A 20,851-nucleotide genomic window follows, 5' to 3' on the forward strand; every position below is an offset into this window, starting at 1 on the left:
CGCGCTGCTCGTCCGAATGACCGAACCCCGGAGATGGCCGGCGGCGCGTAACCCGGCGACCGCCCGGCGCGTTGTTGGCTGTGTCGGCCGTGGCGGGGAAGACCCCCCGAGCCCCCACCACGGCCGCAGGCGTACTAGGGGGTGTCTGGCGGATGTCCGTGGCGACGCCACGGACATCCGTCGGACACCCCCTAGGCGAGTCCGGCGATCTCCATGGCCCGGGTGCCGGCCCGCAGGGCGGCGAGCCGTTCGTCGAGGGTGAAGCCGGCCGGGGCCAGCGTCAGGGTGGTGACCCCGGCCTCCGCGTAGGCCCGCATTCCGTCCGCGATCCGCTCGACGGGGCCGAGCAGGGTGGTGGAGTCGATCAGCGAGTGCGGGATCGCGGCGGCCGCGCCCTCCTTGTCGCCCGCCAGGTACTTGTCCTGGATCTCGGCGGCTTCCTTCTCGTAGCCCATGCGCTGGGCGAGCTGGTTGTAGAAGTTCTGCTTCCGGCTGCCCATCCCCCCGACGTACAGGGCGGTGTACGGGCGGAACATGTCCGCGAGGGCGGTCACGTCGTCGCCGAGGGCCAGCGGCACCGTCGGGCAGACGTCGAAGCCGTCCATCGTCAGCCCGGCCTTCTCGCGGCCCGCCCGGATGTGGGTGAGCGCGGTGGCCTCCAGGTGCTCGGCCGCCGGGAAGATCAGCAGCGCGCCGTCGGCGATCTCGCCGGTCTGCTCCAGGTTCTTCGGCCCGATGGCGGCGATGTAGAGCGGGATGTGCTCGCGCTCCGGGTGCACGGTCAGCTTGAGCGGCTTGCCCGGGCCGCCGGGCAGCGGCAGGGTCCAGTGCTCGCCCTCGTAGGACAGGCGCTCGCGGCTCATCGCCTTGCGGACGATCTCCACGTACTCGCGGGTCCGCGCGAGGGGCTTGTCGAACTTCACGCCGTACCAGCCCTCGGAGACCTGCGGCCCCGAGACGCCGAGGCCCAGGCGGAAGCGGCCCTTGGTGAGCGAGTCGAGGGTGGCGGCCGTCATCGCGGTCATGGCGGGCTGGCGGGCCGGGATCTGCAGGATGGCGGAGCCCACGTCGATGCGCTCGGTCTGGGCGGCGACCCAGGCGAGCACGGTGGGCGCGTCCGATCCGTACGCCTCCGCTGCCCAGCAGACGTCGTAGCCGAGCCGGTCGGCCTCCTGGGCGACGGCGAGGTTGTCGGCGTCCATGCCCGCACCCCAGTAGCCGAGATTGATGCCGAGCCGCATGTTCGTCCCCTTACGGTGTGCGCTTTACCGATCAGTAACGTAGGTCTGCGGTGGACTGTAGCGCGCCCGGGTGTCCCGCGTCAGTGCCCCAGTAGTCTCAGCGCTCATGGAGCAGAGGCATCTCGGCCGCACCGGACTGCGCGTGTCCCGGATCGGCCTCGGCACGCTGACCTGGGGCCGTTCGGCGGAAGGGCCCGACGAGGCGGAAGCTGCCGAGCAGTTGAAGACGTTCTGGGAAGCGGGCGGCACCCTCGTCGACACCGCGGACGTGTACGGGGGCGGGGAGGCGGAGTACCTCCTGGGCCGGCTGATCGGCGGGCTGGTGCCGCGCCGGGACCTGGTCATCGCGACCAAGGCGGGCAGCGTGCCCGACCCGCTGCGGCGCGTCGACGGCTCGCGCGGGCACCTGCTCGCCGCGCTCGACGACTCCCTGGCCCGGCTGGGCACGGACCACGTGGACCTGTGGCAGGTGCACGCCTTCGACGCGCAGACCCCGCTGGAGGAGACCCTCCAGGCGCTGGACCTCGCGGTCAGCAGCGGCCGGGCCCGGTACGCGGGGGTGGCGGACTTCTGCGGCTGGCAGCTGGCGAAGGCGGCGACCTGGCAGCTCGCGGCGCCCGGAGTACGGACCCGGCTCGCCTCGACGCAGATGGAGTACTCCCTGCTCCAGCGCGGGGTCGAGCGCGAGGTGCTGCCGGCCGCGCTGGACCTGGGCGTCGGCCTCCTGCCCTCGTCCCCGCTGGGCCGCGGGGTCCTGACGGGCAAGTACCGGGACGGCATCCCGGCGGACTCCCGGGCCGCGTCCGAGACGCTCGGGGCCTTCGTGGACCCGTACCTGGACGAGGCGGCGAGCCGGATCGTGGACGCGGTGGCGACGGCCGCGCACGGCCTGGCCGTGACCCCGCTCCAGGTGGCCCTGGCCTGGGTCCGCGACCGCCCGGGCGTGGCCGCCCCGATCGTCGGCGCGCGCACGGCGGAGCAGCTCGCGGCCGCGCTGTCGGTGGAGGCCCTTAGTCTTCCGGAGGAGATCTGCCGGGCGCTGGACGACGTTTCCGCGCCCGTGCACCGCTACCCCGACCAGGACTGGAGCACCCTGTGACCACGGACCCCGCCGACCCCACGACCGCACCCGAGGCTGCCGCCGAAGCCGGTCCGGGCGAAGCCCGGGAGCCGTCCGGCAGTGAAGGGGGTCCGGGGGCGGAGTCCCCGGTCTCGGGAAGGGACGGGGAGGAGGGCCCCGCAGGGCCCGCCCTCGCCGCCGAGGACGAGCCCGCGGCGGCGAGCGGCACCGCCGAAGGCGAAGCCGCCGCAGCGCCCGCGCTGAGCGAGGCGGCGGCCGAACTGGCGGCACAGAAGGTCGAGCGCGAGCGCATCGCCCGCCGCAAGGCGGAGCGCGAGGCGCCCGTCGAGGCCGGCGGCAAGCTCAGCGGGAAGGCCGCCGATCTGCTGGCCGCCGTACGGGCCGTGGAGAGCGGGGCCAAGCCCCCCGCCGTGTACTTCGACGAGGCGCCGGCCGCGCCGCGCAAGGCGGCCCCGGCTCCCCCGGCGCAGCGCACCCCGGCGCCCGCGCCCTCCGCCGACTCCGTCCAGGACGTCCGCGCCGTACTGGCTCGCGGCGGGGCCCCCGAGGCCCTCGCGGAGCCCGCAGCCGCGGCCCTCGGCGAGGGCGCCGCCGAGCAGCTCGCCGAGGACCCCTGGCGGCTGCTGGCCGTCCCCGCCGTCCGCCCGGCCCAGGCGGACGGCTTCGCGCGGGCCCTGCTCGGCGCCGAAGCCGGTCCCGGGGACGAGCGACGGGCGACGGCCCTGGTGGGCTGGCTGCTGGCCCAGGCCGCCGCCAAGGGGCACACCGCCCTGGAGGCCCCGACCCTGGAGTCCGCCCTCGCGCAGTACGGCGTACCGGATCCCGCCGAGGCCCTGGAGGCGGCGGTGGGGGACGGCGCGGTTCTGGTGTTCCACGAGCCGCTGGGCGAGCCCGTCGCGGAGGGCGAGGAGCAGCCGGTACGCATCCTCGTCGGCCTGGAGGGTTCGGCGATGGCCGAGGAGAGCCTGGCCGACGGCCTGGCCCGGCTGGCCAACACCTTCACGGACCCGGCGGACTGGGAGAAGGCCGCCACCGGGCCGGGCGCCGAGCTGATCCGCACCGCCGCCGGGCACGGCCTGGTCGCCCACACCGGCGGCGAGGCGGCCCGCGCCGAACCGCGGGCCCTGCTGGCCGCCGCCCGGGAGTTCGGCCTGCGCGCCTGCCTGGCCGCCCACGCCCCCGCCGACGGGGCCGTCACCGTGGCCGGTCTGCTCGCCGGGGCCGAGGGGCCCGGGCGGGACACCGACGGGCAGTTCGAGCTGGACCTCCTCGTGGTCCTGGACGCCCCGCAGCTGGACGTGGAGACCGCGGCGGCACTGGTGGAGTCGGTCCCCGACGGGGCCCGGCTGGTGCTGTCGGGCGATCCCGGGGTGCTGGGATCCGCCGGGCCGGGACGGGTGTTCGCCGATGTGCTGGCCGCCGGTGCCTGCCCCCGGGTGACCTCCCGCATGCCGGACCCCGGCCCGCTCGGCGAGCTGGTCTCCGGGGTCGGGATCGGGGAGCTCAACCAGGTGGACGCTCCCGGCAAGGAGGTCGTCATCGTCCCGGTGCGCGACGCCGGGGAAGCCGTCCACCGCACCGTGCAGCTGGTCGCCGAGTCGGTGCCGCGCGCCTTCGGGATCCCGGCCGGGAGCGTGCAGGTGATCACCCCGGGCCACGGCGGCTCCGCGGGCACCCGGGCGCTCAACGCCGCCCTCAAGGAGCGGCTGAACCCGGGCCCCGGCCGGTTCGGCGGCTTCGACCCCGGGGACCGCGTGGTCCATGTCCCCTCACCCGGGCGCGCGCTGCCGGCCGTCGTGGTGTCGGCGGACGCGCAGGGGCTGCACCTGGAGGCCGCGGGCGCGCGGATCACCGTACCGAAGGAGCGGGTGGAGGCCCAGGTACGGCACGGCTGGGCGGTGACGGCGCATCAGGCCGTCGGGGCGCGCTGGCCCGCGGTGGTCGTCGTACTGCCCGGGGACGCGGCCGCGGCGCTGTCCCGGGACTGGGTGTACACGGCGTTCGGCCGCGCCGAACGGCACCTTTCGGTGGTGCACGGCGTGGACCAGGCGCTGCCGCACGCGGTCGCGGAGGTGCCGGCGAAGCCCCGTACGACCCGGCTGGCGGGTCTGCTGCGGGCGCTGGCGGACTCGGCCCGGGAGTCGGCGGCCGGGCAGGAGTGAGCCGGGCCGCGGCCCCCGTCCCCCAGCGGTTGCCGGGGACGGGGGCCGCGGTGGTTCAGGCGGGTGTCAGGCCCTGCTCGGCGGTCTCGTCCCGCCGCTCGTCGCCGGGCTCCTCGTCCGCCTCCTCGTCGAACTCGTCGGCCTCCTCGTCGAAGACGGAGCTGACGTCGAAGCGGTGCAGGACGTCCTGCGGATCGGTGTGCCCGAAGGGCGAGCCCAGCCACTCCCCCGGTTCCGCGATCTCCTCCGACGCCGCGATCCAGAGGGTGGAGTCGCCCTCCTCCAGGCCGAAGTCCTTGGCGCGGGAGGCGATCTCGTCCGGCTCGTACTCCCCGAACAGCACGCCCAGCGCACCGGCGGTGCCGCCGTCGTGGTCGAGGTCGGCGTCCCGGTCGTGCGCGGCGACGCGCTCGGCCTGGGCGATCAGCCGGGCCGGTTCGACGACGGCGTAGTCGCGGCGGACGAGCACGCTGAAGGCGGCGGGCTCGGCGGGACCCGTGTACGGGACCCCGTCCTCGGGCGTGGGGATCTCGAACGGGGTGACCTCGTCGTAGCGGTCGTAGAGGAGTTCGTCGTACTCCTCGGCCGCGGCGGCGAGTTCGTTGAACGCCGCGTAGACGGCCGGGTCCTCGTCCCCGATCCTGCTCTCGACCGCGGCGAGGTGACGGTCGAGCGCGGCCTTGACCGCCTCGGCGGCGGCGCGTACCTCGGCAACAGTGGGCAGAGCGGCATCAGACATAGTGCAGACGCTATCCGTAGCAGGGCTCTGCCCGCACAATAGATGCGATGCCGGAATACGAATTTGTCGACCTGTACGTGCCCCGCGGGGTTCCTCGCCAGGAAACGACCCGCCTGCTGACCGATCATGCCGAGTACGGGCATTGGGAGCTCGACCGGCTGACCCTGCTTCGGGACGGCAGTCGCCGCGTGCGACTGCGCCGCCGGATCATCCGACAGGTCCGCGCGACCTGGTGACGCGGTGACGCGGTCCCCGGGGGCGGGGACCGCGTCACGCCACGTCAGGCGGCGTTGCGCGCCCGGCGGTAGAGCACGGCGCCGGCCAGCAGCATGCCTCCGGCCAGCGGTACGCCGGCGCTGAGGACGTCACCGGCGCCGGTGGCGGCGAGACCGGGGCCGCTGCCCGTGCCGGGCTGTGCGGGGGTTCCGGTGCCGCTGCCCGTACCGGGGCCCGTACCGGGCTGTCCGGGAGTGCCGGTGCCGGGGCCCGTACCGGGCTGTCCGGGAGTGCCGGTGCCGGGGCCCGTGCCGGGCTGTCCGGGGGTGCCCGGAGTGCCGGGGTTGCCCGGGGTTCCCGGCTGACCGGGCGTGCCCGGGTTTCCAGGCGTGCCCGGGTTTCCAGGCGTGCCCGGGTTTCCAGGCGTGCCGGGGTTGCCGGGCGTGCCCGGATTGCCCGGGTGGCCCGGCGTACCCGGGTTGCCGGGGTGGCCCGGCGTACCCGGGTTGCCGGGGTGGCCCGGCGTGCCGGGGTGGCCGGGGCCGTCCTCGTCGCACGGCTCGTCCGGGTGGCCGGGCGTGCCCGGATTGCCGGGGTGGCCCGGTGTACCGGGATGACCCGGGTGGCCCGGCGTGCCCGGGTTACCGGGGTGGCCCGGGTGGGCGGGCTTGGACTGGGTGTTGGAACAGCGGTTGCCGAAGGCCGGGTTCAGGGCCCCGACCACCGTGACCGTGTTGCCGCAGGCGTTCACCGGTGTGTCCACGGGCGCCTGGACGTTGTTGCCGGACAGCAGTCCGGGCGAGTTCGCGGCATGCCCGGACGCGCCGGAGTCCGCGTGTGCGTAGCCCCCGCCGAGCGCGAGCAGACCCCCCGCGGCCGCCATGGTGATCAAGGTCTTCCCGGTGGTGACCTGTACCTGTCGTCGCATGTGTACTTCGTCCCCTGGTGTGTACGTGTGGTCGACGCACTGGCCGTACAGGCTCCCCCGCCTCGTACGCCGAAAGATCAGCGCCGGGCCGTAAAGCCCGGCAGCCCCGGAGCGCTGGAATGCGCTCCGGGGCCGAGAACTTCAGATGCGTCAGGCGTTGACGCAGGTGTTGCCGAAGGCCGGGTTCAGCAGGCCGATCACGTTGACGGTGTTACCGCAGACGTTCACGGGGATGTGGACCGGCACCTGGATGACGTTGCCGGACGCGACACCGGGGGAGCCGATGGCCGCACCCTGGGCACCCGCGTCGGCGACAGCCAGACCCGCACCCGCGAGCACCAGACCACCGGTGGCAGCCGCAGCAGCGACAACCTTCTTGAGCATTGTTCCTCCTAGTAGGCAAGTGCGGTCCCAGCCGCGGACCGCACCACCTGTAACGAGGAGGGTTCACCAGGGCTACGAGCGTATGAGCGCATTCACTCTTCTCAGTGGTTTGCGCACACCTCTGCGATTCCCGGGCGTTAGGCGTTGTCAATGAATCGGTCGAGCACCCGAACGCCGAACTTGAGCCCGTCGACCGGAACCCGCTCGTCCACGCCGTGGAACATCCCGGCGAAGTCCAGCTCCGGCGGCAGTTGCAGCGGCGCGAAGCCGAAGCAGCGGATGCCGAGGTCGTCGAAGGACTTCGCGTCCGTACCGCCCGAGAGCATGTACGGGACCGCGCGCGCGATCGGGTCCTCGGCCCGCAGGGCGCCCTGCATGGCGTCCACGAGCCTGCCGTCGAAGTCCGTCTCCAGGGCCCTGTCCCCGTGCACGTCCTCGCGCTTCACGCGCGGGCCGAGGATCCGGTCGAGGTCGGCGAAGAACTCGTCCTCGTAGCCCGGCAGGAAGCGGCCGTCCACGTGCGCCGTGGCCTGGCCGGGGATGACGTTGACCTTGTAGCCGGCGCCGAGCATGGTCGGGGCGGCCGAATTGCGCAGCGTCGCGCCGACCATCTTGGCGATGCCGCCGAGCTTGGCGAGCGTGGCGTCCATGTCGTCGGGGTCGAGCGGGGTGCCGAGAGCGTCCGAGAGCTCGTCCAGGAAGTGCCGGACGGTCTTGGTGACGCGCACCGGCCACTGGTGGCGGCCCAGGCGCCCGACGGCCTCGCACAGCTCCGTGATCGCGTTGTCGTTGTTGGTCATGGAGCCGTGGCCCGCGGTGCCCTCCACCGTGAGCCGCATCCAGTGCATGCCCTTCTGGGCCGTCTCCACGAGGTAGAGCCGCAGGTTCTCGTTGACCGTGAAGGAGAAGCCGCCGACCTCGCCGATCGCCTCCGTGACCCCCTCGAACAGCCCGGGGTGCTTGTCCACGAGGTGCCGTGCGCCGTAGACGCCGCCCGCCTCCTCGTCGGCGAGGAAGGCCAGCACGATGTCCCGCGGGGGCTTGCGCCCGCTGCGCATGCGGTCGCGTACGACGGCCAGCGTCATCGCGTCCATGTCCTTCATGTCGACCGCGCCGCGGCCCCACACGCAGCCGTCGGCGATCTCGCCCGCGAAGGGGTCGTAGGTCCAGTCGGCGGCATTGGCCGGGACCACGTCGGTGTGCCCGTGGATCAGGAGCGCGGGCCGGGACGGGTCCTCGCCCTCGATCCGCGCGACCGTCGAGGCGCGCCCCTTGTGCGATTCGAAGATCTGCGGCTCCAGCCCGACCTCGGCGAGCTTCTCGGCGACCCATTCGGCCGCCTTGCGCTCGCCGGGCCCGGAGTGGTCGCCGTAGTTGCTGGTGTCGATCCGGATGAGGTCCCGGCAGAGGTCGACCACCTCGTCCTCGCCGGAGACTGTCCTGCCCGCGCTCGACTCGCTCACGCTGCTTCCTCCCACTGATCGGTACCGAACTGCCTCCCATCCTCCCGCTCCGGGCCGTTCTCCCCAAGGGCGATCCCCGGCCGTCGGGGGGTGTGATCGAGGACCCCGGAATGTTTGGTAATGTTTTCCACGTCGGAACGGCCCGCGAGGGACGCGAGACAGACACCTTGTCCGGGTGGCGGAATGGCAGACGCGCTAGCTTGAGGTGCTAGTGCCCTTTATCGGGCGTGGGGGTTCAAGTCCCCCCTCGGACACCAAACGAAGAACCCCACTCCGGTGGGGTTCTTTGCGTTTGCGGGCCGCGGGGTGCCGGGCGGGGTTTGCGGCATCATGGCCCCTGAGCGGCGGACGGGGGTTGAGGGCGTGGCGCAGGACGGTCCGGGCAACAGCACGGTGATCGGTGGCCGTTACCGGCTTCAGCAGCGGCTGGGCCGGGGCGGCATGGGGACGGTCTGGCGGGCCTCCGACGAACTGCTCGGGCGGTCGGTGGCCGTCAAGGAACTCCATGTCGACGCCGCTGGGCGCGGTGCGGCCGCCCTGCGCGAGGCGCGGGTCGTCGCGCAGATCAGGCATCCGCACGTCGTGGTCGTGCACGACGTCGTGGAGCACGAGGGGATCCCCTTCATCGTCATGGAGCTCGTCGACGGCGGTTCGCTGGCCGACCGGCTCGCGGGCGCCGGGCCGCTGGCCCCCGGTGAGGCGGCCCGGCTCGGGCTGGCGCTCCTCGGGGCCCTCGGTGCGGCGCACGAGCGGGGTGTGCTGCACCGGGACGTGAAGCCGGCCAATGTGCTCCTGGAGGCGGGCACGGGGCGGGTGGTGCTGACCGACTTCGGGATCGCCCGGCTCGCCGGGGCCACGACCATCAGCGAGGCCGGGGCCTTCATGGGCTCCCCCGAGTACACGGCGCCCGAGCGGATGCAGGGCGGGGAAGCGGGGCCCGCGGCCGATCTGTGGTCGCTCGGCGCCCTGCTGTGCGCGGCCGTGACCGGCGAGTCTCCGTTCCGCCGGGATTCGGTGGGCGGGATCCTGCACGCCGTCGTGTTCGGCGAGATCCGCCCGCCCGCCGGGCTCGGGCCGCTGGTTCCGGTCGTACGGGGCCTGCTGGAGCGCGACCCGGAGCTGCGGCTGGGCGCGGCCGGGGCGGCGCGGCTGCTGTCGGCCTGTGCGGCGGACGGGGGCGGGGCGGAGGAGCCCGTACCGGCCGCGAAGCAGGCGCCGGCCGAGCGGGCGACCCGGCCGGGCGGGCCGCTTCCCCCGGAGTCCGGGCGGCGGCGGGCGCTGCGGGCGGGGCTGGTCGCCGCGCTGATCGTCTTGACGGTCGGCGCGACGGTGACCGCGACCTCGCTCCTCGGCGACGGCGGCAGCGACGGCCGGGCGAAGGGGCGGGAGTCCGGTGCGACGGCGGGCGCGGCGGGCCCGTCCAGGTCCGCTTCCGCCTCCGCTTCACCGTCCCCCGCGCCGTCCCCGTCGGCCTCGCCCGCCGGGTCGGTGCGGCCCGCGCCGGCCGGGTACCAGGTCGTCGCCGACCCCCGGGGGTTCAGCCTCGCCGTACCGGCCGGGTATGTCCGTACCACCGACGACCAGCGGGTGTTCTACGGGTCGCCGGACGGGTCCGTGCGCATCGGGATCAGGACGTCGGCTGCGCCGGCCGGGGGCCCGCTGGGGGCGATGCGCTTCGCCGACCGGCAGGGCGCGGAGACCAACCCCGGCTACCGGGAGAACAAGGTCGTCCCGACGACGCACGACGGGCTGCCGGCCGCCCTGTGGGAGTTCACCTGGGACGGTTTCACCCGCACCGAGGGCGCCCGGCACACCTTCGACCTGTGCTGGGAGCAGGACGGGCTGCTGTACGACGTGTGGGTGTCGACGCCCGTCGGCCGGACCGCCGAGGCGCGCGGGCACTTCGACGCGGCGCTGGACTCCTTCGTGCCGGGCGTACGGGGCTCCGCGAGCCCCTGACGGCGCCGGAGCGCGGACAGGGCCCCGCCCTCCGGAGTGTGATCCGGACGGCGGGGCCCTGTGTCGGCCGGCGCTCGGTGCCCGCCTCAGTCGCGGGACGCGGCGAGCTCGGCGACCCGGCCGCGGACCAGGTACCAGCCGCCGACCAGGGCGGCTCCGATGACCGGGACGAACATGACCGTGGTGCGGCCGACGCCGCCGTCGCACCACATCAGGACCAGGACCGTGACGAGGAAGGCCAGCGTGACGAGCTGGGTGTAGGGGGCCCAGGGCAGGCGGTAGGACGGGCGCTCGACCTTGCCCTCGCGCGCGCGGCGCCAGAAGAAGAGCGAGCAGATCATGACCATCGCCCAGGTGCCGAGGATGCCGAGGGAGGCGAAGTTCAGGACGATCTCGAAGGCCTCGGACGGCATGAACTTGTTCAGCGCGACGCCGGCCAGGCCGAAGGCGGCGGTGAACAGGACGCCGCCGTAGGGGACCTTGCCCTTGTTCATGCGGGCGGTGAACTTCGGCGCGGAGCCGGACATGGCCATCGAGCGCAGGATGCGGCCGGTGGAGTAGAGGCCGGAGTTGAGGCTGGAGAGGGCCGCGGTCAGGACGACCAGGTTCATGATCCCGGCGGTGCCGGGGATGCCCAGCTTGTCGAAGACGGTGACGAAGGGGCTCTGACCGTCCGTGTACTCGGTGTACGGGAGCAGCAGCGCGAGGAGGATGACCGAGCCGACGTAGAAGATGCCGACGCGCCACATGATCGAGTTGATCGCCTTGGGCATGATCTTCTCGGGGTTCTCGGTCTCGCCGGCGGCGACGCCGCACAGCTCGACGGAGGCGTAGGCGAAGACCACGCCCTGGATCACGAGCAGCATCGGGAGCATGCCGACGGGGAAGATGCCGCCGTTGTCGGTGATGGTGGACAGGCCCGGGGTGTGGCCGTCGATCTCGTGGCTGGTGGCGACGAGGTAGATGCCGACGATCAGGAAGATCGTCAGGGCGGCGACCTTGACCAGGGAGAACCAGAACTCCATCTCGCCGAAGTACTTCACCGAGATCAGGTTCGCGGTGAGGACGATGGCGAGGGCGATGAACGCGAGGACCCACTGGGGGACGTCGGTGAACATCGACCAGAAGTGGGCGTAGGTGGCCGCGGCGGTGATGTCGGCGACGGTGGTCGTGGACCAGTTGAGGAAGTAGAGCCAGCCGGCCGTGTAGGCGCCCTTCTCCCCCATGAACTCGCGGGCGTAGGAGACGAAGGCGCCGGAGGAGGGGCGGTAGAGGACGAGCTCGCCGAGGGCCCGGACCACGAAGAAGGCGAAGACCCCGCACACCGCGTAGGCGATGGCGAGGGAGGGGCCCGCGCCGGCGAGGCGGCCGCCGGCGCCGAGGAACAGGCCGGTGCCTATCGCCCCGCCGATCGCGATCATGTTGATGTGGCGGGACTTGAGGTCCTTGCTGTAGCCCTCGTCACCGGCGTCGACATGGGGGGAAGACGCCGGGGCGGGAGCCTCGGTCAAGGTGCGGTCACTCATGTATGACTTCGCCTTCATGGGGTCGGACAGGCAGGTCCGGACCGGCGTGCAGGGGAGCTGGGTGGTGTCCCCTGTGCCGCGATCCGGTGTTTTTGTCGCCCCAGGAGACCATGAGCCTCCGCCACCCGCCAAAATCCTCCCCTTACGCGCCGAAGCCCCCGACGACCTTGGAAACGGGCGTCGGGGGCTTCGCGTGAGCTCGAATGCGAGGCGCGGGGGCTACTCCTGCGGCGCCGCCTCCGCTGCCTGGTCGAGGCGGAAGGCCTCGTTGCCCAGGCCGATGCGGGCGTGCACCTCGGGGCGGCGGCTGCGCAGCACGGCCCCGTAGAGCAGGCCGCTCACGACGGCGGCGCCGATGATGCCGGGCAGTACCCAGCTGAGTGCGGAGCCGTCCCCGGCGCCGACCAGGACGCCGAAGTCGCGGACGGTGTAGACGGCGATGGCGAGGAGGGCGAGGCCCGCGGCGCCGGCCGCGATCAGCCGCCAGATCTGGGCGCCGGCGGTGCCGCGCCGGACGAAGAAGGCGATGACGGCGAAGGAGGCGGCGGCCATGAGCAGGGTCACACCGAGGGCCCCGACGCTGCCCATCCAGGTGAACAGGTGCAGGACCGGTGCGGTGGGGTCGCCCGCGGGCTTGTCGTCGGTGAAGGCGAAGGCGAGGACGACGACGGTGGCGACGACGGTCTGCAGGAGCGAGCCGGTGGCGGGGGCGCCGGTGCCGGCGTTGGTACGGCCGAAGGCGGCCGGGAGCAGGCCCTCACGGCCCATGGCGAAGGCGTAGCGGGCGACGACGTTGTGGAAGCTGAGCATCGCGGCGAACATGCCAGTCACGAACAGGACGTGCAGGGTGTCGGTGAAGGCGGTGCCGAGGCGGTCCTCGGTGAGCTGGAAGAGCAGGCCGGGGCCGGCTTCGGCGGAGGTCTTGACGACCTCGGCGGGGCCGGTGGCGACGGTGAGGGCCCAGGCGCTGAAGGCGAAGAAGAGGGCGACGAAGCCGACGGCGAGGAACATGACGCGGGAGACGACGATGTGCGGCTTGCTGGTCTCCTCGGCGTAGACCGGGGACTGCTCGAAGCCGACGAAGGCGGCGATGCAGAAACACAGGGCGGTGCCGAGCCCGGCGCCGCTGAGGGTCTCGGGGTTGAAGGCGTGCAGCGAGAGGCCTTCGGGGCCGGGCTTGCCGAGGGCGGCGGCGTCGAAGGCGACGACGAGGGCGCACTCGATGAGCAGGAGGACGCCGAGGACCTTGGCGTTGAGGTCGATCTTGAGCCAGCCGAGGGCGCCGGTGGCGGCGACCGCGAGCAGGGCCGGTATCCACCAGGCGAGTTCGATTTCGAGGTAGGTGGCGAAGAGGCCGGAGATCTCGAAGCCGAGGATGCCGTAGACGCCGACCTGCATGGCGCTGTAGGCGACGAGGGCGAGGACCGAGGCGCCGGCGCCGGCGGTGGGGCCGAGGCCGCGGGCGATGTACGCGTAGAAGGCGCCGGCGTTGTGGACGTGGCGGCTCATCTCGGCGTAGCCGACGCTGAAGAGCGCGAGGACGGCTCCGAGGATGACGAACAGCAGCGGCTGGCCGACGACCCCCATGACCCCGAAGGTCGTGGGCATGACACCTGCGACCACCATGAGGGGGGCGCTGGCGGCGAGTACGGAGAGCAGCAGCCCGGCGGTGCCGAGGCGGTCGGCGCGCAGGGCGCGGTCCTGACCCTTGTACGTGCGGATCTCGGCCGCGTCCTGGAGCGTGGTGGATCTGCCCGTCGCCATGGCGGGTGTCCTTTCGGGGGTGGGCGAGCCTTCGGGGGTCTTCAGGGGGTTTCGGGGGCGAAGGCTCTTCGGGGGTTGTGGGGACGAAGGCTCAGGCGGTCCCGAGCGCGACACTGCGCGCGGCGAGGAAGGCCTTGTGGGGGTCTAGGTCCGGGTAGGACCAGGGGGCCGGGGTCGCGTGGCTCCCGATGCGGTGGAAGAGTGCGGCGGCCTCGGCGGGGCGGCCCTCGCAGAGCTTGGCGTGGGCCAGGAAGTTGAGGTCCACGCGGTTGCGGGGGTGGTCCTCGCGCTCCCACTCCAGCCACCAGTCGAAGGCGGAGCGCAGCACCTGGCGGGCGCGGCGGCCCGACCAGTGGGCCACGGCGCCGGCGCTGCTGTCGGAGCCGTACTTGCCGGCGAGCACCCGGTAGCGCTCGGCGTGGGCGATGACGGGGAGCACGGCGAGCGGGGAGTCGGCCGGGGACTCCTCGGCGGCCCAGGCGGCGAAGTCGTAGACCTCGTGGAGCGGGTCGTGGCCGGACGCGGGGGTGCGCTCGGCCAGCTTGGCGACCATCAGGTGGTGGGCGTGGTGGTGCTCGCGGTGGCGGGCCCGCACCTGGTCGAAGTGGCGGCTGAACTCCTCCTCGCTGCCGAAGGCACGGGTGAGCAGCAGCAGGCCGAGCCAGGGCGTGGGGTCGGCGGGGAACAGGGCGGCGGCCCGCCGGCAGGCCTCCTCGGCAGCCTCGGGCGTGCCCTTGCGGCGCAGGGCGGTGAAGACGGCCGCGCAGGCGAGGAGGGTCGTGGCGTCGGCGCTCTCGGGCTCGGCGAGCAGCCATTCGCGGGCCCAGGCGGTGGCGGCCGGGGTCTCGGCGAGGACGACGAGGCGGTGGCCGCGGCGGTCCCAGTCGTCGCCGGTGGCGACCAGGAGGGAGCGGGCCTTGGCCCAGCGCCCTTGCGTGAACTGGCTCCGCACATCGACCAGTTCGCTGTCGCAGAGGGCCGAGTCGAAGAGCTGGGCGTCCCGCTTGCGGGCGCGGCCGAGGGGCGGCGGAGGGGGGGACATCCGCGGAATTCCCTCCAGGACGCGGGCGATTGGACGGTGTGGCCGAATGATCACGCACAGCAAAGCGGTAGGCACTGCTCCGAGTCAAGGTCCAGTCCACTGGGTGGCGTGTTTCAACTGGTGCGGCGAGGGAGTGAGTTGAGCGGCTTGTTCCGGTTCGCCTGGCTCGTGGGGGGAGCACGTAGGGTGGACTCATGGCGACCTACGACGATCTTCAGCCGTTCGAGCTGGGCTTCCCCGGACCGCTGCGCGACATGCTGGTGGCGGCCGTTCTGAGCGGTGCGAAGACCACCACGACGGGGCTGCTCCAGTGGTACGGGACCGCGGGCGAGCCGCTGCCCGAGGTCGGCGAGCGGTTCGCGATGGTGGACTCCGAGGAGCGCGCGGTGGCCGTCCTGGAAATCACGGATGTCCGGGTGCTCCGGCTCGCCGACGTGGACCTGCAACACGCGCTGGACGAGGGCGAGGGATACGCGTCAGTGGCCGAATGGCGTGCCTCGCACGAGGGGTTCTGGCACAGTGCGCCGCTGCGCGAGGAGCTCGGCGATCCGGAGTTCACGGTGGACGACGACACCCAGGTGGTGGCGGAGCGGTTCCGGATCGTGGCCCGGCCGGCCTGAGGCCGCCCCCGGGGCGCTCTGCCCCCGGCCCGGGGGGCAGCCCGCCGGGCCGGGGGCAAGCCCCCGCGGACACCTCGTACGGTCAGCCGACCGCCTTCGCCGCGGCGCGCCCGGCGGCGCGGCCCGAGAAGATGCAGCCGCCGAGGAAGGTGCCCTCCAGGGCGCGGTAGCCGTGCACCCCGCCGCCTCCGAAGCCGGCCGCCTCGCCCGCCGCGTACACGCCCGGCAGCGGCTCGCCGTCCGCGGCCAGGACCCGCGAGGACAGGTCGGTCTCCAGTCCGCCCAGGGACTTGCGGGTCAGGATCGAGAGCCGCACCGCGATCAGCGGGCCGGCCGCGGGGTCCAGGATCCGGTGCGGGGCGGCGGTGCGGATCAGCTTGTCGCCGAGGTACTTGCGGGCGCCGTGGATGGCCGTCACCTGGAGGTCCTTGGTGAAGGGGTTGGCGATCTCCCGGTCCCGGGAGACGATCTCCCGGCGCACCGTCTCCTCGTCGAGCAGGTCCTCCTTGGTGATCTCGTTCATCCGGCGGACCAGCGCGGACAGGTCCCGCTCGACGACGAAGTCCGCCCCGTTGTCCATGAACGCCTGCACCGGGCCCGGTACGGCCTGCCGGGCGCGGTCGATGACACCGCGGATCGACTTGCCGGTCAGGTCCGGGTTCTGCTCGGAGCCGGAGAGGCCGAACTCCTTGCCGATGATCCGCTGGTTGAGCACGAACCAGGTGTGGTCGTGGCCCGACTTCATGATGTGGTCGAGGGTGCCGAGGGTGTCGAAGCCCGGGAAGAGCGGTACGGGAAGCCGCTTGCCCGTCGCGTCCAGCCAGAGCGAGGACGGCCCGGGCAGGATGCGGATGCCGTGCTTGGCCCAGATCGGGTTCCAGTTCTCGATGCCCTCGGTGTAGTGCCACATCCGGTCCTTGTTGATGTGGCTGGCGCCGGCCGCCTCCGCGATGCCGAGCATCAGCCCGTCCACGTGCGCCGGGACCCCGGAGAGCATCCGCTGCGGCGGGGTGCCGAGCCGGGCCGGCCACTGGCTGCGCACGAGGTCGTGGTTGCCGCCGATGCCGCCGCTGGTCACGATCACGGCCTGGGCGCGCAGGGAGAAGGCCCCGGCGCTCTCGCGGCCGCTCGCGGTTCCCCGTGCGGCGTCGGAGGGCTCCAGGACCTCACCGGTGACGGTGTCCACCGCGCCCGCCGTGCGGGAGAGCCCGGTGACCCGGTGGCGGAACCTCAGCTGGACCAGGCCGCGGGCCACGCCCGCGCGGACGCGCCGCTCGAAGGGCTCCACCAGGCCGGGGCCGGTGCCCCAGGTGATGTGGAAGCGGGGTACGGAGTTGCCGTGGCCGTTGGCGTCGTAGCCGCCGCGCTCGGCCCAGCCGACCACGGGGAAGAAGCGCACGCCCTGCGCGTGCAGCCAGGGGCGCTTCTCGCCGGCCGCGAAGTCGACGTACGCCTCGGCCCAGCGGCGCGGCCAGGCGTCCTCGGTCCGGTCGAAGCCGGCGGTGCCCAGCCAGTCCTGGAGGGCGAGGTCGTGGCTGTCCTTGATCCGCATCCGGCGCTGCTCGGGCGAATCGACGAAGAACAGGCCGCCGAAGGACCAGTGCGCCTGCCCCCCGATGGACTGCTCGGGCTCCTGGTCGAGCAGGATGACCTTGCGGCCGGCGTCGACGAGTTCGGCGGTGGCCACGAGGCCCGCGAGCCCCGCCCCGATCACGATCACGTCTGCGTCGTACGTCATGCGAAACCCGTCCTCCGTCGATGGTGGGGCGATCCTTGGCTACGGACCGGTAACCCGTCAACAGGGGTGATTGGATGGATCTCATGAGCGCCGCTGATGAAGTACTGGACGTGGTGGACCGGGACGACCGGGTGACGGGACAGGCCCCGCGGGGCGAGGTGTACGCGGGCGGGCTGATCCACCGGTGCGTGTTCGTGCGGGTGAGGGACGCCGCCGGGCGGACCTTCGTCCACCGCAGGACCGCGTCGAAGCTGGTCTTCCCCTCGTACTACGACATGTTCGTGGGCGGGGTCCTGGGCGCCGGGGAGAGCTACGCGCAGGCCGCCCTGCGGGAGGCCGAGGAGGAGCTGGGCGTGACGGGACTGGCGCAGCCGCAGCCGCTGTTCAAGTTCCTGTACGAGGGCGCGGGCGGGGCCTGGTGGAGCTACGTGCACGAGGTGCGGTGCGAACTCCCGGTCCGGCCGCAGGTCTCGGAGGTGGCGTGGCACGACTGGCTCCCCGAGGCGGAACTGGAGCGGCGGGTGGCGGACGGGCAGTGGGCCTGGGTGCCCGACGGGCTGGAGGCCCACCGGCGGCTGCAAGGGTTCCTGGAGTCGCGCCAGTAGGTCGCGCCAGTAGATTGGCGGGGTGATCGACTTCGTCAAGGACGTGCGGCTCTGGTTCGCACCCCAGCGGGTGCGGGACGAGGGCGAGACCCCCGACTACCGCTTCTCGCTGGCCAACGAGCGGACCTTCCTGGCCTGGATCCGTACCGCCCTCGCCCTCGTGGGCGGCGGCTTCGCGGTGGACCAGTTCCTGCCGGACCTGCGGTGGGGGGTGCGGGTCGGGATGGCCTTCGCACTGCTCGCGGTGGGTGCGGCCTGTGCGCTGCGGGCGGTGAACCACTGGGTGCGCTGCGAGCGGGCGATGCGGCGGGGCGACGACCTGCCGGTGTCCCGGTTCCCGGTGGTGCTGAGCCTGGGAGTGGGGCTGGTCGCGGTGGCGATGGTGGTCGTCGTGCTGCTGGGCTGGACGACGGGGCGGTGAGCACCGGCGCGCACCGCGAGGACGCTGCCGGCGCGCAGCGCGACGCCGGGTTGCAGCCGGAGCGGACCCGGCTCGCGTGGCGGCGTACGACGCTCGCCTGTTCGGTGACGGCCGTACTGGCGCTGCGGCAGGTGCTGCACGGGTCCGGCTCCTCCCTGGAGGTCATCGGGGCGGCGGGCATCGCCCTGCTCTATCTGGCCTTCCTGTGGGTGGCGCACCGGCGGATCCGCGAGCTGGCGGCGGACCGGCCCGCGGCGCTGGCGCCGCGGGCGGCACTGGCGGCGGTGGCGTGCACGGTCGCGCTGGCGTCGGTGGCGCTGACGGTCATCACCTGAGCCGTTGATCGGATGGTCCGGCTTGCGTGCGCCCCGGGGAAACGGCGGGAACACGGGGCGGGCACAACGGGCGATGCGGGGCAATCCGCACTAGCCTCGGCGCCATGACGACCCTGCACCACGAACACCCCACGCACGCGCACGCGCACGGCCCGGACTGCGGTCACACCCGGGTCGAACACGGCGATCACATCGACTACGCGCACGACGGCCACCTGCACCGCGAGCACTCGGGCCACTGGGACGAGTGCGAGCCCTCCGGGCACTCGGCCCACGAGGGCCACGAGCACACGCACGGCGCGGACTGCGGGCACGAGGCGGTCCGGCACGGCGACCACGTCGACTACGTGCACGACGGGCACCGGCACGCCGCGCACGACGGCCACTACGACGACCACTGAGCCGCCGCTCTCCCCCGCCCACCCCTCCCTCCCCCGCGCCCACCCCTCCTCCCCCGGCGTCGCCGCGGCTGGCAGGATGCCGAGCGTCCGTCAAAGCGACCCGGGGAGAGCGCGAATGACCATCGGCGACCCGTACCTCGTCCAGCCCGCGGCCGGGGTCCACGCCTACGTCCAGCCGGACGGCGGCTGGTGCCTCAACAACGCCGGCTTCGTCAGCGACGGGGGCCGCACGCTGCTCGTCGACACCGCCGCCACCGAGCGGCGCGCCCTGGCGCTGCGCGACGCGGTCCTCGCGGCCGGGGCGGCACCGCCCCGCACGGTGGTCAACACCCACCACCACGGCGACCACACCTACGGCAACGGCGTGTTCGCCCCCGAGGCGCTGGTCCTCGGCCACGACAACGCGCGGGCCGAGCAGCTCGCCGCCGGGCACCAGCTGGAGATGATCTGGCCCGCCACCGACTTCGGGGCGATAGAGATCACCGCACCCACCCTCACCTACAGCGACCGGATGACCCTGCACGTCGGCGAGACGGAGGTGCAGGTCATCCACCCCGGCACGGCGCACACCACCGGGGACTCGGTCGTGTGGCTCCCGCGCCAGCAGGTCGTGTTCACCGGCGACCTGGTCTTCGCCGAGGGCACGCCGTTCCTCGCGATGGGTTCGCTGTCCGGGTCCCTGCGGGCACTGGAGCTGCTGCGCTCGCTGGGCGCGCAGACCGTCGTACCGGGGCACGGGCCGCTGACCGATCCCTCGGCGTACGAGTCCACCGAGCGCTACCTGCGGTACGTGGACGCCCTCGCCCGGGAGGGCCGGGCGAAGGGGCTGACCCCGCTGGAGGTCGCGCGACAGGCCGACCTCGGCGAGTTCGCCGCCTGGCGGGAGAGCGAGCGGCTGGTGGCCAACGTCCACCGGGCGTACTCGGAGCTCGCCGGGGAGCCGGAGGGCGCTGCGCTGGACATCCTGGCGGTGCTGCGGGACATGACGGTGATGAACGGCGGGACGCCGATCCTCTGCCACGCCTGACGAGAGGGCGGCGGGGGGCCGGCGGCCGGGCGGGCCGGAAGAGTTCTTTCGGCCCGCACTCTGGACGGCATACCGACTGGTCGGCATGATGGCTCACGACACCATCGACTCAGTACGGAGGCGCCCGCCATGACCTCAGCCTCAGCTTCGGCCTCGGCACCGACCGGTCCGCGGGGCCTGGATCTGGAGCGGCTGCGCGGCCATCTCGACGCCGCGCGGCCGGGACTCGTGGGCGGGGCGCTGAGCGGCCGGCTGATCGAGGGCGGCCGCTCGAACCTCACGTACGAGATCACCGACGGGACCGCCCGCTGGGTGGTGCGCCGGCCGCCGCTCGGCCACGTACTGGCCACCGCGCACGACATGCGGCGCGAGCACCGGGTCATCGCGGCGCTGCACCCGACCGCCGTGCCGGTGCCCGAGCCTGTGCTGCTCTGCGAGGACGAGGCGGTCCTCGGGGCGCCGTTCTACGTCATGGAGTACGTGGACGGGGTGCCGTACCGGACGGCCGGCCAGCTCGCGGCCCTCGGCCCCGAGCGCACCCGGCGGGCCGTGCTGAGCCTGGTGGACACGCTGGTCGAGCTGCACGCGGTGGACCCGCAGGCGGTGGGCCTGGGCGACTTCGGCCGTCCCGAGGGCTTCCTCGACCGGCAGCTGCGCCGCTGGGGCAAGCAGCTCGCCGCCTCCCGGGGCCGGGAGCTGGCGGGCATCGACGAGCTGCACGGCGCGCTCGGCCGCACGCTGCCCGACTCCCCCGCCGCCACTGTGGTGCACGGGGACTTCCGGCTGGACAACGTGCTGATCGGCCGATCCCCGTCGGGCACCGACACCATCCGCGCGGTGCTGGACTGGGAGATGTCCACGCTCGGCGATCCGCTGACGGACCTCGGGCTGCTGGTGATGTACAGCTCCGACCTGGGCCTTACCGACTCCCCGGTCAGTACGACGAGCGGGGCGCCCGGCCATCCGACGCCCGCCGAGCTCGTCGAGCGGTACGCCGCCCGCTCCGGCCGGGACACCGGAGCCATCGCCTGGTACACGGCCTTCGCCTGGTTCAAGCTCGCGGTGATCCTCGAAGGCATCCACTACCGGTACACGCTCGGGCAGACCGTCGGAGCCGGCTTCGACCGGATCGGCGAGCTGGTGCCGGTCTTCATCGAGCACGGACTGACCACCCTCAAGGACCTCCAGGAAGGCTGAGG

Annotated in this window: 20 protein-coding genes and 1 tRNA gene; 12 read left to right on the forward strand and 9 right to left on the reverse strand. The window is 73.3% G+C overall.

All coding sequences use genetic code 11. From position 1 onward, the window contains the following. Positions 1-191: 191 nt before the first annotated feature. The gene (locus tag ACZ7GJ_RS15545; protein WP_470751999.1) at positions 192-1,241 is read right to left on the reverse strand and encodes an LLM class F420-dependent oxidoreductase; all 1,050 of its coding nucleotides are present in this window, start codon (positions 1,239-1,241) and stop codon (positions 192-194) included. 106 nt (positions 1,242-1,347) lie between these two features. On the opposite strand from ACZ7GJ_RS15545, the gene ACZ7GJ_RS15550 reads away from it, so the two are divergent. Continuing rightward, positions 1,348-2,340: an aldo/keto reductase gene (locus ACZ7GJ_RS15550; protein ID WP_470752000.1), complete on the forward strand. Its 993-nt coding sequence runs from the start codon at positions 1,348-1,350 to the stop codon at positions 2,338-2,340. Beyond that, positions 2,337-4,484 (forward strand): ATP-dependent DNA helicase, encoded by a 2,148-nt coding sequence (locus tag ACZ7GJ_RS15555; protein ID WP_470752002.1) that lies wholly within the window; start codon positions 2,337-2,339, stop codon positions 4,482-4,484. Before ACZ7GJ_RS15550 ends, ACZ7GJ_RS15555 begins: the two co-directional genes overlap by 4 nt. 55 nt (positions 4,485-4,539) lie before the next feature. On the opposite strand, the gene ACZ7GJ_RS15560 is transcribed toward ACZ7GJ_RS15555, so the two are convergent. After that, the gene (locus tag ACZ7GJ_RS15560) at positions 4,540-5,223 is read right to left on the reverse strand and encodes a hypothetical protein (protein ID WP_470752003.1); all 684 of its coding nucleotides are present in this window, start codon (positions 5,221-5,223) and stop codon (positions 4,540-4,542) included. 47 nt (positions 5,224-5,270) lie between these two features. Here ACZ7GJ_RS15560 and ACZ7GJ_RS15565 point away from each other — a divergent pair, with 47 nt between their 5' ends. After that, positions 5,271-5,459 (forward strand): DUF5703 family protein, encoded by a 189-nt coding sequence (locus tag ACZ7GJ_RS15565; RefSeq protein ID WP_112452273.1) that lies wholly within the window; start codon positions 5,271-5,273, stop codon positions 5,457-5,459. A 44-nt stretch (positions 5,460-5,503) separates the two neighbouring features. Here ACZ7GJ_RS15565 and ACZ7GJ_RS15570 read toward each other — a convergent pair whose 3' ends face one another. The 3 genes from ACZ7GJ_RS15570 to ACZ7GJ_RS15580 all read right to left on the reverse strand — a co-directional run bounded on the left by ACZ7GJ_RS15570 (position 5,504) and on the right by ACZ7GJ_RS15580 (position 8,214). Beyond that, positions 5,504-6,367: a chaplin family protein gene (locus ACZ7GJ_RS15570; protein ID WP_470752005.1), complete on the reverse strand. Its 864-nt coding sequence runs from the start codon at positions 6,365-6,367 to the stop codon at positions 5,504-5,506. A gap of 150 nt (positions 6,368-6,517) precedes the next feature. Further along, positions 6,518-6,751, reverse strand: coding sequence for a chaplin ChpH (gene chpH, locus ACZ7GJ_RS15575; RefSeq protein WP_470752006.1), 234 nt, complete (start codon positions 6,749-6,751; stop codon positions 6,518-6,520). Positions 6,752-6,888: 137 nt separating this feature from the next. Beyond that, entirely contained in the window at positions 6,889-8,214 is a 1,326-nt protein-coding gene (locus ACZ7GJ_RS15580; protein WP_365917940.1) for a M20/M25/M40 family metallo-hydrolase, read from the reverse strand. 169 nt (positions 8,215-8,383) lie between these two features. On the opposite strand from ACZ7GJ_RS15580, the gene ACZ7GJ_RS15585 reads away from it, so the two are divergent. Beyond that, positions 8,384-8,471: transfer RNA gene (locus tag ACZ7GJ_RS15585), tRNA-Leu, on the forward strand. Positions 8,472-8,544: 73 nt separating this feature from the next. After that, positions 8,545-10,173, forward strand: a complete 1,629-nt coding sequence (locus ACZ7GJ_RS15590; RefSeq protein ID WP_470752007.1) for a protein kinase domain-containing protein — start codon at positions 8,545-8,547, stop codon at positions 10,171-10,173. 86 nt (positions 10,174-10,259) lie between these two features. Here ACZ7GJ_RS15590 and ACZ7GJ_RS15595 read toward each other — a convergent pair whose 3' ends face one another. From ACZ7GJ_RS15595 to ACZ7GJ_RS15605, 3 genes are all read right to left on the reverse strand, one after another. Then, the gene (locus ACZ7GJ_RS15595; RefSeq protein ID WP_470752009.1) at positions 10,260-11,699 is read right to left on the reverse strand and encodes an amino acid permease; all 1,440 of its coding nucleotides are present in this window, start codon (positions 11,697-11,699) and stop codon (positions 10,260-10,262) included. Between the two features lie 219 nt (positions 11,700-11,918). Next, complete coding sequence (locus ACZ7GJ_RS15600; RefSeq protein WP_470752010.1) at positions 11,919-13,463, reverse strand: APC family permease; 1,545 nt, start codon at positions 13,461-13,463, stop codon at positions 11,919-11,921. 91 nt (positions 13,464-13,554) lie between these two features. Next, on the reverse strand, positions 13,555-14,505 hold the full coding sequence (locus ACZ7GJ_RS15605; protein ID WP_470752011.1) for a hypothetical protein: 951 nt from the start codon (positions 14,503-14,505) through the stop codon (positions 13,555-13,557). 194 nt (positions 14,506-14,699) lie between these two features. Here ACZ7GJ_RS15605 and ACZ7GJ_RS15610 point away from each other — a divergent pair, with 194 nt between their 5' ends. After that, positions 14,700-15,125, forward strand: coding sequence for an ASCH domain-containing protein (locus tag ACZ7GJ_RS15610; RefSeq protein ID WP_470752012.1), 426 nt, complete (start codon positions 14,700-14,702; stop codon positions 15,123-15,125). Between the two features lie 82 nt (positions 15,126-15,207). Here the strand turns inward: ACZ7GJ_RS15610 and ACZ7GJ_RS15615 are convergent, their stop codons facing one another. Then, positions 15,208-16,863, reverse strand: a complete 1,656-nt coding sequence (locus ACZ7GJ_RS15615; RefSeq protein WP_470752014.1) for an FAD-binding dehydrogenase — start codon at positions 16,861-16,863, stop codon at positions 15,208-15,210. Positions 16,864-16,946: 83 nt separating this feature from the next. Between ACZ7GJ_RS15615 and ACZ7GJ_RS15620 the strand changes: the two genes are divergently transcribed. The 6 genes from ACZ7GJ_RS15620 to ACZ7GJ_RS15645 all read left to right on the forward strand — a co-directional run bounded on the left by ACZ7GJ_RS15620 (position 16,947) and on the right by ACZ7GJ_RS15645 (position 20,849). Further along, positions 16,947-17,468 (forward strand): NUDIX hydrolase, encoded by a 522-nt coding sequence (locus tag ACZ7GJ_RS15620; RefSeq protein ID WP_470752015.1) that lies wholly within the window; start codon positions 16,947-16,949, stop codon positions 17,466-17,468. 22 nt (positions 17,469-17,490) lie between these two features. Continuing rightward, entirely contained in the window at positions 17,491-17,889 is a 399-nt protein-coding gene (locus ACZ7GJ_RS15625) for a YidH family protein (RefSeq protein WP_470752017.1), read from the forward strand. Then, a complete protein-coding gene (locus ACZ7GJ_RS15630) occupies positions 17,886-18,224 on the forward strand; it encodes a DUF202 domain-containing protein (protein WP_470752018.1) in 339 nt (112 codons plus the stop codon). Before ACZ7GJ_RS15625 ends, ACZ7GJ_RS15630 begins: the two co-directional genes overlap by 4 nt. Positions 18,225-18,328: 104 nt before the next feature. Next, positions 18,329-18,625 carry a hypothetical protein gene (locus tag ACZ7GJ_RS15635; protein ID WP_470752020.1) on the forward strand — a complete coding sequence of 99 codons (297 nt, stop codon included), beginning with the start codon at positions 18,329-18,331 and terminating at the stop codon, positions 18,623-18,625. A 115-nt stretch (positions 18,626-18,740) separates the two neighbouring features. Further along, positions 18,741-19,652 carry an MBL fold metallo-hydrolase gene (locus ACZ7GJ_RS15640; protein WP_470752022.1) on the forward strand — a complete coding sequence of 304 codons (912 nt, stop codon included), beginning with the start codon at positions 18,741-18,743 and terminating at the stop codon, positions 19,650-19,652. A gap of 129 nt (positions 19,653-19,781) precedes the next feature. Then, positions 19,782-20,849, forward strand: a complete 1,068-nt coding sequence (locus ACZ7GJ_RS15645; RefSeq protein ID WP_470752023.1) for a phosphotransferase family protein — start codon at positions 19,782-19,784, stop codon at positions 20,847-20,849. Positions 20,850-20,851: the final 2 nt, after the last annotated feature.

It is taken from the genome of Streptomyces sp. NPDC037242, from assembly GCF_055604165.1.

Excerpts from the sequence above, each read along its gene's own strand:
- ACZ7GJ_RS15545 (WP_470751999.1), bottom strand. The coding sequence starts at position 1,241 with ATGCGGCTCGGCATCAATCTCGGCTACTGGGGTGCGGGCATGGACGCC.
- ACZ7GJ_RS15550 (WP_470752000.1), top strand. The coding sequence starts at position 1,348 with ATGGAGCAGAGGCATCTCGGCCGCACCGGACTGCGCGTGTCCCGGATC.
- ACZ7GJ_RS15560 (WP_470752003.1), bottom strand. The coding sequence starts at position 5,223 with ATGTCTGATGCCGCTCTGCCCACTGTTGCCGAGGTACGCGCCGCCGCC.
- ACZ7GJ_RS15565 (WP_112452273.1), top strand. The coding sequence starts at position 5,271 with ATGCCGGAATACGAATTTGTCGACCTGTACGTGCCCCGCGGGGTTCCT.
- ACZ7GJ_RS15570 (WP_470752005.1), bottom strand. The coding sequence starts at position 6,367 with ATGCGACGACAGGTACAGGTCACCACCGGGAAGACCTTGATCACCATG.
- chpH (WP_470752006.1), bottom strand. The coding sequence starts at position 6,751 with ATGCTCAAGAAGGTTGTCGCTGCTGCGGCTGCCACCGGTGGTCTGGTG.
- ACZ7GJ_RS15590 (WP_470752007.1), top strand. The coding sequence starts at position 8,545 with ATGGCCCCTGAGCGGCGGACGGGGGTTGAGGGCGTGGCGCAGGACGGT.
- ACZ7GJ_RS15595 (WP_470752009.1), bottom strand. The coding sequence starts at position 11,699 with ATGAGTGACCGCACCTTGACCGAGGCTCCCGCCCCGGCGTCTTCCCCC.
- ACZ7GJ_RS15600 (WP_470752010.1), bottom strand. The coding sequence starts at position 13,463 with ATGGCGACGGGCAGATCCACCACGCTCCAGGACGCGGCCGAGATCCGC.
- ACZ7GJ_RS15605 (WP_470752011.1), bottom strand. The coding sequence starts at position 14,505 with ATGTCCCCCCCTCCGCCGCCCCTCGGCCGCGCCCGCAAGCGGGACGCC.
- ACZ7GJ_RS15610 (WP_470752012.1), top strand. The coding sequence starts at position 14,700 with ATGGCGACCTACGACGATCTTCAGCCGTTCGAGCTGGGCTTCCCCGGA.
- ACZ7GJ_RS15615 (WP_470752014.1), bottom strand. The coding sequence starts at position 16,863 with ATGACGTACGACGCAGACGTGATCGTGATCGGGGCGGGGCTCGCGGGC.
- ACZ7GJ_RS15620 (WP_470752015.1), top strand. The coding sequence starts at position 16,947 with ATGAGCGCCGCTGATGAAGTACTGGACGTGGTGGACCGGGACGACCGG.
- ACZ7GJ_RS15635 (WP_470752020.1), top strand. The coding sequence starts at position 18,329 with ATGACGACCCTGCACCACGAACACCCCACGCACGCGCACGCGCACGGC.
- ACZ7GJ_RS15640 (WP_470752022.1), top strand. The coding sequence starts at position 18,741 with ATGACCATCGGCGACCCGTACCTCGTCCAGCCCGCGGCCGGGGTCCAC.
- ACZ7GJ_RS15645 (WP_470752023.1), top strand. The coding sequence starts at position 19,782 with ATGACCTCAGCCTCAGCTTCGGCCTCGGCACCGACCGGTCCGCGGGGC.